General features: G+C 72.2%; 8 protein-coding genes. 7 read left to right on the forward strand and 1 reads right to left on the reverse strand.

Translation table 11 applies throughout. From position 1 onward, the window contains the following. The first annotated feature begins 340 nt into the window (after positions 1 to 340). Positions 341 to 3,670: a right-handed parallel beta-helix repeat-containing protein gene (locus OHT52_RS00655; protein WP_328718098.1), complete on the forward strand. Its 3,330-nt coding sequence runs from the start codon at positions 341 to 343 to the stop codon at positions 3,668 to 3,670. A gap of 90 nt (positions 3,671 to 3,760) precedes the next feature. Further along, the gene (locus OHT52_RS00660) at positions 3,761 to 4,978 is read left to right on the forward strand and encodes a S8 family serine peptidase (RefSeq protein ID WP_328723571.1); all 1,218 of its coding nucleotides are present in this window, start codon (positions 3,761 to 3,763) and stop codon (positions 4,976 to 4,978) included. Positions 4,979 to 5,068: 90 nt separating this feature from the next. On the opposite strand, the gene eccCa is transcribed toward OHT52_RS00660, so the two are convergent. Then, positions 5,069 to 9,013, reverse strand: a complete 3,945-nt coding sequence (gene eccCa / locus OHT52_RS00665; RefSeq protein ID WP_328723572.1) for a type VII secretion protein EccCa — start codon at positions 9,011 to 9,013, stop codon at positions 5,069 to 5,071. 282 nt (positions 9,014 to 9,295) lie between these two features. Here eccCa and eccD point away from each other — a divergent pair, with 282 nt between their 5' ends. The 5 genes from eccD (at position 9,296) to OHT52_RS00690 (ending at position 13,822) form a co-directional block, all read left to right on the forward strand. Beyond that, positions 9,296 to 10,696, forward strand: coding sequence for a type VII secretion integral membrane protein EccD (eccD, locus tag OHT52_RS00670; protein WP_328718100.1), 1,401 nt, complete (start codon positions 9,296 to 9,298; stop codon positions 10,694 to 10,696). A 97-nt stretch (positions 10,697 to 10,793) separates the two neighbouring features. Continuing rightward, positions 10,794 to 12,383, forward strand: a complete 1,590-nt coding sequence (eccB, locus tag OHT52_RS00675; protein WP_328718101.1) for a type VII secretion protein EccB — start codon at positions 10,794 to 10,796, stop codon at positions 12,381 to 12,383. Between the two features lie 122 nt (positions 12,384 to 12,505). After that, the gene (locus tag OHT52_RS00680; protein WP_328718102.1) at positions 12,506 to 12,844 is read left to right on the forward strand and encodes a hypothetical protein; all 339 of its coding nucleotides are present in this window, start codon (positions 12,506 to 12,508) and stop codon (positions 12,842 to 12,844) included. 59 nt (positions 12,845 to 12,903) lie between these two features. Next, positions 12,904 to 13,227, forward strand: a complete 324-nt coding sequence (locus tag OHT52_RS00685) for a WXG100 family type VII secretion target (protein WP_328718103.1) — start codon at positions 12,904 to 12,906, stop codon at positions 13,225 to 13,227. A 154-nt stretch (positions 13,228 to 13,381) separates the two neighbouring features. Beyond that, complete coding sequence (locus OHT52_RS00690) at positions 13,382 to 13,822, forward strand: type VII secretion system-associated protein (RefSeq protein WP_328718104.1); 441 nt, start codon at positions 13,382 to 13,384, stop codon at positions 13,820 to 13,822. Positions 13,823 to 13,827 lie beyond the last annotated feature (5 nt).

A 13,827-nucleotide genomic window follows, 5' to 3' on the forward strand; every position in this document is an offset into this window, starting at 1 on the left:
CCGGTGGACGAAACACCGTCCAGGGAGGTCCGTGGGATCCACGGAGAAGCGTTCGCGTACGGCGACCGCGGGCAATCGCCGACCCTTCCCGGACCGAGCGCGGAGCGGCTGCCAGAGCTTCTTCGTTCTCGTAGGCACCGTCCAACCGGTCACGGGCACCGGACGCCGACGGCGCGGCCGGACGGCACCGGCCGAGTCCGGTGATGGGCCGCCGCGACAGGAAAGGTGGTGGCCCGGTTCGGGCCGACGTGTCAACACCTGGTGGAGCCAGGCATGATGGGGCCGTCGGCACCCTGCCCAGGGCGATCGGCACCGTGAGTCTGTGAGAGATGGAGAGCGCGTGTCACGCCAGGTACTGACGGTCCGCCCCGACGGAACCGGCGCCTACCGCACGATCGGTGAGGCGCTCGTGGGGGCGCGCAGCGGCGCCGTGATCAGCGTGGGCCCCGGGACGTACGAGGAGAGCCTCGTCGTCGGCATACGGGTGACCATCGTCGCCGAACAGTCGCGGGGGACGGTGGAGATACGCCCCCGGCGCGGCAGCGCGGTCAGTCTGCGCGCCGACGCCGTGATGCTCACCGATCTGGTGCTGCGCGGCGGGGACGAGGACGTGCCCGCCGTGGACGCGGTCCGCGGCCAGGTGGCCATGGACGGCTGCGAGGTCACCGGGTCCGCGTGGACGGCCGTCCTCGCCCGGGAGACCGGTTCGCTGGCGATGCGCGACTGCCGGATCAGCAACCGCGTGGGGGCCGGGGTGGTCGTCACCTCCGCCGTGGAGAGCTCCCTGGAGTCCTGCACCGTCGAGCATCTGGGCACGTCGGGTGTGGTGATCGGGGAACGCGGCCGGGTCTCGGTGCGCGGCTGCACCGTGCGTGACGCGCGGGCCAACGGGATCCTGGCCAACGGCGACGCCCAGGGATCCGTCGAGGACTGCGACATCTCCTCCACCGACCAGCCGGCCGTCGCGCTGGAGGGCCGCTGCACCACGCGGATCCTGCGCACGGTCGTCCACGACGTCGCGATCGGCGTGCATCTGACCAGTGCCTCCCGCACCGTGCTGGAGGACATCAGGGTCACCGCGACCACCGGTCCGGCCTTCGTCGTCTCGCAGGGCAGCGACCCGTTGCTGCGCCGCTGCCGTACGGCCCGCACCGGGGGCAACGGCCTGCTGGTCACCGACCGGGGTCGCGGCACCTACGAGGACTGCTGGCTGGACTCCTCCCAGGCGCCGGCGCTGCGGGTGACCGGGTCCGGATCGCCGTCGCTGACCTCGCTGACCGTGCGGGACTGCGCGGCCTCGTCCGGGCTGCTGCTGGAGGAGGAGTCCACCGCCGAACTCGACCGGGTGGAGGTGGTCGACACCGCGGGCGCCGGTATCCGGATCGCGACCGGTGCCAACCCGATGATCCGCCGCGCCCGGATCATCGACGCGGGCGGCAACGGCGTCGAGGTCGCCAAGGACGGCCGGGGACGGCTGGAGGACAGCGAGATCGCCAGGACCGGCGCGGCGGGCGTCCACGTGGAGAGCGCGGGCAACCTCTACGTCGGGGGCACCACCGTGCTCGCGCCGACCACCGCGGGCCTGTTCGTGGGCACCGACGGCACCCTCACGGCCCGCGACTGCGAGATCCGCGAGGCCGGAGCGGACGGCGTGCTCGTCGAGGCGGAGGGCGAACTGACCGGCACCAGGCTCCAGGTGGTCGGCGCCCCGGAGTGCGGCGCCGTGATCCGGCAGGGCGGGCGCGCCTCGCTCAACGGGTGCACCCTGGCCGGCAGCGGCAAAGACGGACTGCGGGTGGAGACCACCCTGCCGGTGTCCGTCGTCAACTGCACGGTCCGCGACAACGCGGGCAGCGGCCTGGTCCAGTCCCAGCCCGGCGACCGGCTGGCCGTCGAGTCCCTCACCACCAGCGGCAACGGCCGTCGGGACGCCTGGGGTTACGGCGACGCCGAGGGAACCGACCCGGCCGGAACCGCGCCGGACGGCGTGGAGGCGCCCGGGGAGATCGGCCCGCTCGCCGAGCTGGAGGGGCTGATCGGCCTCGCCAACGTCAAGCAGCAGGTCCGCACGCTCGTCAATCTCACCCAGCTTGCCCAGCGCAGGGCTCAACTGGGCATGTCGGCACCGCCGATGAGCCGTCACCTGGTCTTCGCGGGCCCGCCCGGCACCGGCAAGACCACCGTCGCCCGCCTCTACGGCACCGTGCTGGCCCAGTTGGGCGCGCTGCGCTCCGGGCACCTGGTCGAGGTCTCGCGGGCCGATCTGGTCGCCCAGGTCATCGGCGGTACCGCCATCAAGACCACCGAGACCTTCAACAGGGCCTTGGGCGGGGTGCTGTTCATCGACGAGGCGTACACCCTGACCTCCCACAGCGGGGGTTCGGGGCCCGACTTCGGGCGGGAGGCCGTGGACACCCTGCTGAAGCTGATGGAGGACCACCGCGAGGACGTGGTGGTCGTCGCCGCGGGCTACTCCGGCGAGATGCAGTCCTTCCTCGGCAGCAACCCCGGTCTGGCGTCCCGCTTCTCGCGGACCGTGGAGTTCGAGAACTACGCGGTGCCCGAGTTGGTGGCCATCGTGGAGACCATGTGCGCCCGGCACCAGTACGAGCTCGGCGAGGGCACCAGCGCGGCACTCGCCGTGCACTTCGAGGGCATTCCCAAGGACGCCACGTTCGGCAACGGCCGTGCCGCCCGCCAGGTGTTCGAGGAGATGGTCGACCGGCAGGCCGTACGACTGGCCACCCAGCCCGAGGTGAGCGAACGGGATCTGAGCCTGCTGGTCCCCGAGGACGTGGGGATACAGGTCCCGGCCGGACCGCACGGGGAGGCGGGCGAGCCGGACCGCGGTGACGCCCTGTCCCGGCTCGGCGACATGGTGGGGCTGGCGGCCGTCAAACGCGACGTCACCGATCTGGTCAACCTGCTGTCGACCGCCCGGCGGCGGGAGGCGGCCGGGCTGCCGAGTCCCCGGGTCAGCCACCATCTGGTCTTCACCGGCCCGCCCGGCACCGGCAAGACCACCGTCGCCCGCCTCTACGGCGAACTGCTCGTCTCGCTCGGCGTGCTGCCGAAGGGCCAGCTCGTCGAGGTGGCGCGGGCCGACCTGGTGGGGCGGTTCGTCGGCCACACCGCTCAGTTGACCCGCGAGGTCTTCGAACGGGCCCGTGGAGGCGTGCTGTTCATCGACGAGGCCTACACGCTCACGCCGGGAAGCGGCTCCGGCTCGGACTTCGGCCAGGAGGCCGTGGACACCCTGCTGAAGCTGATGGAGGACCACCGCGACGAGGTGGTCGTCATCGTGGCCGGCTACACCCGGGAGATGGAGTCCTTCCTGGCGTCCAACCCGGGTCTGTCGTCCCGGTTCTCGCGGCGTGTGGAGTTCGCCGACTACACCTCCGACGAGCTGGTCACGATCGTCCGCATGCACGCGGACGGTTCGGGCTACGAGTGCGGACCCGGCGTCGGCGGGCTGCTGCGGGAGTACTTCGACTCCCTGCCCCGCGACCGCTTCTTCGGCAACGGACGGCTGGCCCGGCAGGTCCTGGAGTCCATGATGACCAGGCAGGCGGGCCGGGTCAGCGCCATGGCCGCACCGGGCCTCGACGACCTGCGGCTCCTGCTGCCCGGCGATGTGCCCGGGGTGCGGACGCCGACGCCAAAGGGGTGAGGGGGCGGCCTCCCGCGTCCGGCGGCTGCCCGTAGGATGCGGGACATGTCTCGGCGCCCTCCTCCGGCTCATCTCCACCGCTCGGCACGGATGTTGACCGTGTGCCTGTGCCTGGGAACCCTGCTGCCACTGGTCAGCGGGGCCGAGGCGTCCGCCGCGGACGAAGCGCCGGTGCGGCTGCCCGTGATGCCCGCGCGGCTGGACGCCGACGCGGTCTGCACCAGCGCCTCCGCCCAGCGGGCCACGACCGTGCCCTGGGAGCAGCGGAGTCTCCAACTGACGCGCACCTGGCCGTTCTCGGACGGTTCCGGGGTGACGGTGGCGGTGGTCGACACCGGAGTGTCCACGACGGCGTCCGCCCTGTCCGGCCGGGTGACCGCGGTGGGCTCCGCGGGTCAGGACTGCGTGGGGCACGGGAGTTTCGTCGCGGGGCTGGTCGCCGCGGCCACCGTCGACGGGGTGCGGTTCGCGGGGGTCGCCCAGCGGGCGAGGATCCTCGCGGTGCGCGGCACGGACGAACGGGGTGCGGCCACCGCGCGGAGCGTCGCGTCGGGTATCGCCGCGGCGACGGCGGCGGGCGCCGACGTGATCACCGTCTCGCCGGCTCTGGTACAGGGGTCGGACGGACTGACGAAGGCCGTCGAGGCTGCCCTCGCGAAGGACGTACTGGTGATCGCGGCGGCCGTGCCCGACCGTCCGGCAAAGTCCTCGGGGGCCCAGTCCTCGGCGCAGGACGAGGAGCCGGCCCCGCGGGACTACTGGCCCGCCTCGCAGCCCGGTGTGCTGTCGGTGCTGGACGTCGACGCGCAGGGGCAGCGTCCGGACGACGCCCTGCTGCCGGGCTCCGCCGACCTGGCGGCGCCCGGTGACGGAGTGGTCGGGATCGGCGCGCGCGGCAATGGGCACTACATCGGCTCGGGTGCCTCCTTCGCCGCCGCGTACGTGGCCGGGGCTGCGGCGCTGGTGCGCTCCTCCCACCCCGGCCTCACCGGCGCGGAGACCGCCGCCCGCCTCACCGCGAGCGCCTACCCCGACGTCGTCCCCCGGCTCGATCCGTTCGCGGCCGTGACGGAGGTGGCGCCGGGGAACGCTCCCGGCGCCGCGGCCCCGGCGCCGGGAGCCGCCGTACGGCTGCCCGACGACGACGCGGCTCTTCCGGTCCGCCGGGCCACGCTGTTCGCGGCGGCGGGCGCGGCGCTGATCCTCCTGGTGGCCTGGGCCGCCCTGACGCTCCCCCGGGCCCGCACCCGCCGGTGGCGGCCGGCGGGCGCCCCGGCCGCCGACGAGAGCGGCGGCGCGGGAACCTGACGGGACGGGCGGCAGCCGCCCGTCTTGTCCCGTCCGGACGACGCGTCGGACCGGGCCGGGCACGCTCTCCCCGGTTTGACGCGTGCCGGGTCAGGACCCGTCGCCTCCTTCGGAGGGCTCCGCCGCCTCCGCGAGAGCCGTCTGGATCAGCGTCGCCTTGCGCCGGGCGATGTACTGCGCACGTCCCGCAGGCAGGTTGCGCGGCTTGATGTTGCCGAAGACATAGCCCTCCGACGGCGGGCAGGACAGCAGTACGCCCGGGGTGTTGGCCTCGTCGAGGCGGCGCAGCAACTGGTCGTTGAGGCCGCGGCCGGCGCCGGTGGCGGAGCGGACGGCGACGACGTGCAGTCCCAGTTCGTGCCCCAGGGCCAGGTGGTCGAAGAGCGGGGCGAAGGGGTGGTCGAAGTTGTTGCTGCCGACCACCATGTCGTAGTCGTCGACGAGCACGAACAGCCTGGGTCCCTGCCACCAGTCGGCGAGCCGCATCCGGGCGGGGGTGATGTCGGGCCCCGGCAGCCGGGTCTTGAGCGCGCGCGCCGAACCGCCGACGAGTTCCTTGAGGGCGTCGACGGAGACGGCGTGCCCGAGCTGGTACTCCGGCGGCACGGCGTCCACGAGTTCGCGCCGGTAGTCGACGACCAGGACCCGCGCCTCGGTCGGGGCGTAGCGGGTGGTGACCGCCTGCGCGACGAGCCGCAGCAGGTTGGTCTTGCCGCTCTCGGTGTCGCCGACCGCCACCAGGTGCGGGGTCCGGCTGAAGTCGTGCCACACCGTGGAGAGTTTTTCCTCGTCCTGGCCCAGCGGCAGCCGCAGTCCGTCGCCCAGCTCCGGTGCGGGCAGCGTCGAGGCGGGCAGCCGGTGCGGCAGCATACGTACGGCGGGCGCGGGTCGGCCCGACCAGTGCTCGGCGATCCTCTCCACCAGGGCGGTGACGCCCTCGCTGAGGTCCTCCGTGGTGGTGACGCCGTCGAGGCGGGGCAGGGCGGTCAGGAAGTGCAGTTTGCCGTCGACGGTGAGCCCGCGTCCGGGCAGCCGCGGCACGAGGGCCGCCTTGCGTACGTCCACCACGGAGTCCATGGGGTCACCGAGCCGCAGTTCCAGCCGGGTCGCGCTCTGGTCACGCACCTGCGCGCTCAGTTCCACCCAGCGGGTGGTGGTGGTGATCAGGTGGATGCCGTAGTTGAGACCGCCGGTGGCGAGCTGGTTGAACGTGGGCAGCAGGTGGTCGAAGTTCTGCTTGACCTGAGCCCAGCCGTCCACCACGAGGAAGACGTCCCCGTGTGCCTCGTCGGTGAACTCCCCGGCCGCGCGCCGGCGCCGGTAGGTGGCCATGGAGTCGATCCCCTGGTCGAGGAAGAACTGCTCACGGTGGTTGAGCACGGCGGTGACTTCGGCCACCGTACGGCTGATCCGCTCGCTGTCGAGGCGGGACGCGACCCCGGCGACGTGCGGCATCCCGGTGAGCGAGGAGAGCGTGCCACCGCCGAAATCGAGGCAGTAGAACTGCACTTCGGCCGGGGTGTGGGTGAGGGCGAGGGAGGCGAGGAGGGCGCGCAGCACGGTGGACTTGCCGCTCTGCGAGCCACCTGCGATGGCGAGGTGGCCGCCGCCCGCGGACAGGTCGAGCACCAGCGGCTCGCGCCGCTGGTCGAAGGGCTTGTCGACCAGGCCGACGGGGACCCGGAGCCGTCCGGTGCCGGGCCAGCGGGTGGCGCTGAGGCCTCGGTCGGCGGTGGGTTCGATGCCGGGGAGCAGACCGTCCAGGGTGGGCGGTACGTCGAGCGGCGGCAGCCACACCTGGTGCGCGTCGGGGCCGGAGTCGCGCAGCCGGTCGACGGCCACGGCCAGCAGGCTCTCGGCGGACTCCGTCTCCTCCTCCGCCGGGTCGGGAGCGGGGACCGCGGAGGCCCGTGGGACCACCCAGCCGGCCGTCCAGGGCACGACCTGGCTGGCGACCCTGGCCTGGACGGCGGCGCCGCGGCGGTGCCGGTAGGGCCCGGAGACGTACGCGGCACGGAAGCGGGTGAGTGCCTCCACCCCGCTCTTGAGGTAGCCGGCGCCGGGCTGCGAGGGCAGTTGGTAGGCGTCGGGGACGCCGAGCACCCCGCGGCTTTCCATGGCCGAGAAGGTGCGCAGGCCGATCCGGTAGGAGAGATGGCTCTCCAGCTGGTGCATGCGCCCTTCGTCCAGGCGCTGGGAGGCGAGCAGCAGGTGTACGCCCAGTGACCGGCCGAGGCGGCCGATCATCACGAAGAGATCCATGAACTCCCGGTGTGCGGCGAGGAGTTCACTGAACTCGTCGACCACGACGAAGAGGCTGGGCAGTGGCTCCAGCGGGGTGCCGGAGGCGCGGGCCCGCTCGTACTCCAGGGCGGACGTGTAGTTGCCCGCCGCGCGCAGCAGCTCCTGGCGGCGCATGAGTTCGCCGTGCAGGGCGTCCTGCATGCGTTCCACCAGGGCGACTTCGTCGGCGAGGTTGGTGATGACGGCGGAGGTGTGAGGCAGCTCGTCCAGTCCCAGGAAGGTCGCGCCGCCCTTGAAGTCGACCAGGACGAAGTTCAGCGTCTCGGAGGAGTTGGTGAGGGCCAGTCCGAGGACCAGGGTGCGCAGCAGTTCGCTCTTGCCGGAGCCGGTGGCGCCGATGAGCATGCCGTGCGGGCCCATACCGCCCTGCGCGGACTCCTTGATGTCGAGTTCCACGGGCGTGCCGTCCGCGCCGACGGCCACCGGGACCCGCAGTCGGGCGGCCCCGGTGTGGCGCTTCCAGAGAGTGTCGGGAGTGTGCCGGAAGAGATCGGGAATGCCCAGCAGCGTGGTCAACTGCACGTCGGAGCTGAGGGGTTCCGCGATGTCGGCGGCCAGGCTCATGCGGTACGGAGCGATCAGCCGGGCCAGTGCCTCGGCGGCGACGGGTCCGACCCGGTCGGGGCGGCCGAGGAGGGTGGTCTGCTCCTTGCGGCTGCGGTCGGTGCGCACCAGTCGGACCGCGTCGGGGGCCACGTCGAGGCGCAGGGTGGTGCGGCCGGGGCGCCAGGCGAGGGCTTCGGAGAGGTCCAGGACGACGGTGTTGCGGAAGCCGGGGCCCTCCAGCCGGTGACCGGCGGGCACGGTGACGCCGTCGACCACGATCACGGTGTAGGGCTCGTCACGGCCCGGCACCGCGTCCGGGTCGAAGGCCGGGCGTTCGGTGAACTCGGCGCCGAGCAGGTCTTCCAGGTCGTTGAAGGTGGCGGCCACCATGCGGGCGGATCCGGCGCCGTCCTGCTCCTGCGGATGCAGGTTGTGCGGCAGCCACTTGACCCATTCCCAGTCCGCGCGCCGCTCGTCGGACACGCACAGGGCGATCCACAGTTCCTCCGGCGGGTGGAACACGGCCAGCTGGCTCAGTGCGGCGCGGACCATGGCGCGAGCGGCGGCCTCGTCGCCGCGGGTCAGTACCCGTGACCAGGAGCGCAGATAGAGCGCGATGGGCTGGCCGGGCACCGTGCTGTAGGCGCGGATGAAGCGGCGCAGGGCGTGTGCGCTGAGCGGCTCCAGGTCCTCGACGGGCTTGGTGGACAGCGGATTCAGCCGCATCGCGAACTGCTGGTCGCCGACGGCTATCCGGACCTCGCCGAAGTCCTCGTCCTTGACCCGCCGTTCCCACAGCCTGGTGGTGCGCACCATCGTGCGCAGCGTCCGGGGGTGCGGGTGCCGCCAGGCGAGGGCCAGTTGCTGTTCGACGACCGCCCGGTGGACCTGGCGTCGGATCTGGGTGAGATAGCGCAGATAGTCCCGGCGCTCTCCGCGTAGTCGCTGTTTGCGCTCACCCGCCTTGCGCATCGCCTGGCCGACCATCATGGCAGCGGAGGCCATCACCATCATGCCCAGCGCGATGTAGGTGAACGAACTGTTGCCGCCACCCGGCTTGATGAAGATCAGCATCATGGAGACGGACATCATGCCCATCGGCAGGTACGTCCATACCGCCGAGCTGTCCGGCACGGTCTCCGGGAGCGTCGGGGGTTCCTGCAGGCTCAGCTCGCCCTCGGGCATGTCGGGGCCACGGCGACGGGCCGGTCTGCGGAAGAGAACCACGCTCAACGCAACTGCTCCTTAGGGGATCGGGGTTCGGCGCCGCACAACGGGTCGCTGATCCCCCGACGTTGTGACACGCCGTTGGCAGGGGTCCATAATTCTGTTCGACCGCCCATCAGTAGTCTGCACGGCGACGACACGTACGTCCAAGCAGGCACTTGCATGACTCCCGTCGGCACCGCGCCAGTTCGGGCCCCGACCTCCGGCCCCTCCCCGACTCATGGAGACGTGAGACCCACGATGACCGACAGTTCCGTTGCGGGCCTCTGCCGCCTCACCGTCAGAGCCCCGGCCAGGACCATCGACCTGGCGGTGCCCTCCGACGTACCCGTCGCCGATCTGCTGCCCACCGTCCTGCACTACGCGGGCGAGGAGGTCGAGGAGAACGGCCTGGAGCACGACGGGTGGGTGCTGCAACGCCTCGGCGGCGCCGCGCTGGACGACGAGAGCACCCTGGCCGCGGTGGACCTCAAGGACGGCGAGGTCCTGTACCTGCGGCCGCACACCGAGTCGCTGCCGGAAGTACGGCTCGACGACCTGGTGGACGGTATCGCGACGGTGACCCGGGACCGGCTGCACAGCTGGGACGCGGCGGCCGGCCGGCGTCTGCTGCTCGGCATGGCGGTGGCCGTCCTGACGCTGGGACTGGTGGTTCTGGCCTGGCCCGGCGGTCCGACCACACCGCGGATGGCCGCCGCCGGTGTGGCGGGACTGCTGCTGCTGGCCGGGGCCGCCTCCGCGAGTCGCGCGGTGGGCGACGCGGCTGCCGCCGCCGCGCTCGGTCTCATGGCCGGACCGTTCCTGGCCCTGGCCGGCTGGTTGCAGCCGGGCGGTGAGATCGCCGGCCCCCAGGCCAACCAGGTGCTGGGCGCCCGGCTGTTGGCCGCCGCGGCCGCCTGCGCGGGCAGCGCGGTGCTCGCACTCGCCCTGACCGCCGTACGCACGCCGCTGTTCGTGGCCTCGGCGCTGGTGTCGCTGGCCGGGGTGCTGGCGGGTGTCCTGATGAGCCTGTTCGACCTGAGCGTGGACGGTGCGGCGGCAGCCGTGGCGTCGCTGGCCGTGCTGCTGGGCGGCTTCGTGCCCGCTCTGTCCTTCCAGCTGGCCGGGATGCGCATGCCGGCCCTGCCGACCAACCCGCAGCAGCTCCAGGAGGGTATCGAGCCCTACAACGGCGCGGACGTGACGACCCGCACCGAGCTGGCGAGCGGCTGGATGACCGGCCTCTACGCCGCCTCCGGCATCCTGTGCGCGGGCTGCCTGGTGCCGCTGAGCCGCAACCCGGCGCTCCCCGAGGTCCTGACCGCGGTGGTGCTCGCCGTGCTCCTGCTGGTGCACGGCCGGGGCATGGTCAACGTGTGGCAGCGGCTGGCGCTGGTCCTGCCCGGCGCCTGGGGCGTGGCGCTGCTGGTGCTCGCCCTCGCGGCCGACACCGCCGCGGCCGACCGGCCCCTGCTGGTGGGCGGACTGCTCGCGTCGGCCACCGTGCTGGCCGTCGCCTCCTGGACCGTTCCCGGCCGGCGGATGCTGCCCTACTGGGGCAGGGCGGCGGAGCTGGCGCAGTCACTGCTGGCGATCGCCCTGCTGCCGCTGACGCTGTGGGTGCTCGGCGTCTTCGCCGCGCTGCGCGCCATCAACGGCTGACCCCGGCCACGGACACGACATGAACGACCACTTCGACGCGAACGGCCCCGTACCGCGGGAGCCGGTGCGGACCGGCTGACCGGAAGGACCGCGGCTCATGCAATCCAAACGCGACCAGGTGCAGGCGCACGCCTTCGTCATGGGCCGCCTCACCTCGGGCATGCTGCTGGCCGACCCGGACGCCCCCGAGAGCCCGCTGGGGCGCACCACCCGCGGGGCGGGGATCGGCGTGCTGATCGCGGTGCTGGTCGCCGCGGGGGCGGTGGTGTTCGGGCTGGTCTCGCCGGGCGGCAACGACTCGTGGCGCAGCGGCAAGAACCTGATCGTCAACCGTGACACCGGGGCCCGCTACCTCTACCTCGACGGCCGGCTGCGCCCGGTGCGCAACTACTCCTCCGCGCTGCTCATCGGCGGTGCGGACCTGGAGACGACGGACGTGGGGGCGGCCTCGCTGCGGGACACCCCGGTGGGTGCCGCGGTCGGCATCCCGGGAGCGCCGGACGGGGTGCCCTCCTCGGGCGACTTGGAGTCGGACGCGTGGGCGGTGTGTTCGGCGACGGCGGACGGCGCCGCCGGGGGCGGGGGGAGGACGACGCGGGCGGTGACCGCGGTGGCGGCGGGCGCGCCCCTGGACTCGACGGCGCTGGGGGCCGACGAGGCGGTGTTGGTGAGCGGTCCCGACGAGAAGGAATACCTGATCTGGCAGGGCAGTCGGCTGCGGCTCGACACCAGGTCCGGCGCGCTGCTGTCGCTGGGCTACAGCTCGGTGACGCCCCGCCCGGTGTCGGCCGCGTTCCTGGACTCGTTCGTGCCCGGCCCGGACTTGGCGCCGCCGTCGGTGAAGGGGCTGGGCTCGAAGGGCCCCTCCCTCGACGGCACGGCGACCAGAATCGGCCAGGTCTTCCAGGTGACGGTGCCCGGTGGCACGGCGAAGGGCTCCGGTGAACCGGGCGGCGCCCAGTACTTCCTGCTGGGGGATTCCGGCCTTTCCCCGGTGACCTCGACCGCCGTGGCGCTGCTGCTGGGCGATCCCGCCGTACGGTCGAAGGCGTACGACGGTGACTCGCCGACGGCGCTGCCGATCGGGGCGGACCTGCTGAAGGACCACCAGGCGCCCGGCACCACCGGCCGTGACCCGTCGGTGGCCGGGCTGCCGGACAACCCGCCCCGGGCCGCCCGGGTGCCGGACGGCCGTGCGGTGTGCGCACGGGTGCTGCCCGGCGGCGACGGTGTCCGCATCAGCTCGGTGCTGGTGCCCACCGGCGCGCTCGGCCCGGTCGCCCAGCGCAGCGGTGACGCGGTGGTGGACGCCTGCCTGCCGGTGGACGCGGTGGTCGTGCGGCCCGGTCACGGTGTGCTGGCGCGGGCGCTCGGCGCCGGTGGCGGGACGGTCGGAGCGACCACCTATTTCGTGGCCGACGACGGCGTGAAGTACCGGGTCGGCTCGAAGGAGGCGCTCACGGCGCTCGGTTGGACGGAGTCCGACGCGCGGGGGCTGCCGTCCCCGCTGCTGGCGATGTTGCCGACCGGCCCCGATCTGAGCCCGCAGGCGGCGACCGGGCTGGTGCCCGCGTCGACGGCAAGGGCCTGTGCCGAGGGCTCCGCGGACGCACCCGGCGGACCCGCCGCGCGGGTCGGGGAATCCGCAGATTCCGACGCCACGTTGCAGCCAGGTAAAAATAGTTGACGATCCGCCAAATCCTTGGCTTCACCGATCGTTCCCCGTTGCACCCTGCTCTCCGGCGTGCTTAGGCTCACCGGCGCCGCAGTTGAACCAGCTATATCAGCATCCCATCGAAAGGCGGACCCATGGCAGGGACCGGACAGCAGTCAAACGAGCAGTCGACCCGTAACGGGATCCAGGCCCTGGAGAGCGCCTTCAGCGGCATCCTCAAGTCCCGGCAGGACGTGGACAACACCCGCGCGGGTCTCTCCTCGGGCTACCAGGGCAGCGACGGCGGTCAGTTCGGCGCCCTCCTCAAGCAGTGGGACGAGCAGTGCGACGGCATCCTGCGCAGCCTTGAGGACATGGTCGACAAGCTGAACCAGAGCCTCACCCAGCACGGCAAGACCCAGGGCTCCTCCAACGAGGCGATCAACTCGGCCTACAACCAGTCGCAGGCCGCGTACGACCAACTCGCCGGCTGAGCAGGCCGCTTCCCGGAGTACCGACCCCCACCGCGATCCCCACCGAGCAGGAGGACTCCATGCCCGACAACTTGACCGACGGTTACATCTACGTCGACTACAACCACATGAACAACGCCGCCGACGACATGGTCCAGCAGACCAAGGCGATAGCGAACACGCTCGCGTCGCTGGAGGCGGAGCTGAACGAGCTGGTCAAGTCCTGGTACGGCGACGACGCCGACATGTACCGCCAGAAGCAGGCGGCCTGGGACCAGGCGGTGAAGAACATGGAGACGCTGCTGACCTCGCACTCCGGCCTGCTGACGGACATCTCCGACAGCTACCGCTACAGCGAGAACTCACTGTCCCAGATGTGGTCCGAGGTACGCATCGGCCGCTGACCGGGGGCGGTCGCGGTGCGGTGCCCGGACGAACCGGCCGGACGGCTACCAGCGCGATCGCCGTCCGGTTCCCGTATCTCTCCGCACCTCCTCCCCCAGCCTCCCTTCGCGACCCCTGCCCTCTCGCCGACCGAGCACCCACGAGGACCACGCCATGGCGGACCTGACCCATCTGAACGGCCAGAAACTCAAGCAGTTCCGTGATCACGATCTCGCCACGTTCATCACCGACCTGAAGAGCATCGTGAAGGACGATCCGAACGGCGTCCTCGCACTGCACAGCATCGTCAGGGGCACGACCCCCGCGCAGTTCATCGGGGAGAACCCGGTGCTCGGCATCGGCCTGATGACGGCTGACGACACGGTCTACGGCAAGACGCTGATCGACGTCGCGCTCAAGTCGGCGAAGTCGATCGACGACGTTCTCGGCGACCAGGGTGTTCTCTTCGACGACATCGACGACAGCCTGGACACCACCATCACCACGCTGCTCAACACCCAGGGCGCCTCCTTGGAGAGCATCAACGGGGAGAAGTTCCTGGACGTCTGGTCCGGGGTCGACGAAGACCTCGAAGGGCCCGACACCGAGGACTGACCCTC

Origin of the sequence: Streptomyces sp. NBC_00247, assembly GCF_036188265.1 — a bacterium.
Taxonomy (GTDB): Bacteria; Actinomycetota; Actinomycetes; order Streptomycetales; family Streptomycetaceae; genus Streptomyces.

Bases quoted from the DNA above. Each gene is read 5' to 3' on its own strand.
- OHT52_RS00660 (WP_328723571.1), top strand. From the start codon at position 3,761: ATGTTGACCGTGTGCCTGTGCCTGGGAACCCTGCTGCCACTGGTCAGC.
- eccCa (WP_328723572.1), bottom strand. From the start codon at position 9,013: ATGCCCGAGGGCGAGCTGAGCCTGCAGGAACCCCCGACGCTCCCGGAG.
- eccD (WP_328718100.1), top strand. From the start codon at position 9,296: ATGACCGACAGTTCCGTTGCGGGCCTCTGCCGCCTCACCGTCAGAGCC.
- eccB (WP_328718101.1), top strand. From the start codon at position 10,794: ATGCAATCCAAACGCGACCAGGTGCAGGCGCACGCCTTCGTCATGGGC.
- OHT52_RS00680 (WP_328718102.1), top strand. From the start codon at position 12,506: ATGGCAGGGACCGGACAGCAGTCAAACGAGCAGTCGACCCGTAACGGG.
- OHT52_RS00685 (WP_328718103.1), top strand. From the start codon at position 12,904: ATGCCCGACAACTTGACCGACGGTTACATCTACGTCGACTACAACCAC.
- OHT52_RS00690 (WP_328718104.1), top strand. From the start codon at position 13,382: ATGGCGGACCTGACCCATCTGAACGGCCAGAAACTCAAGCAGTTCCGT.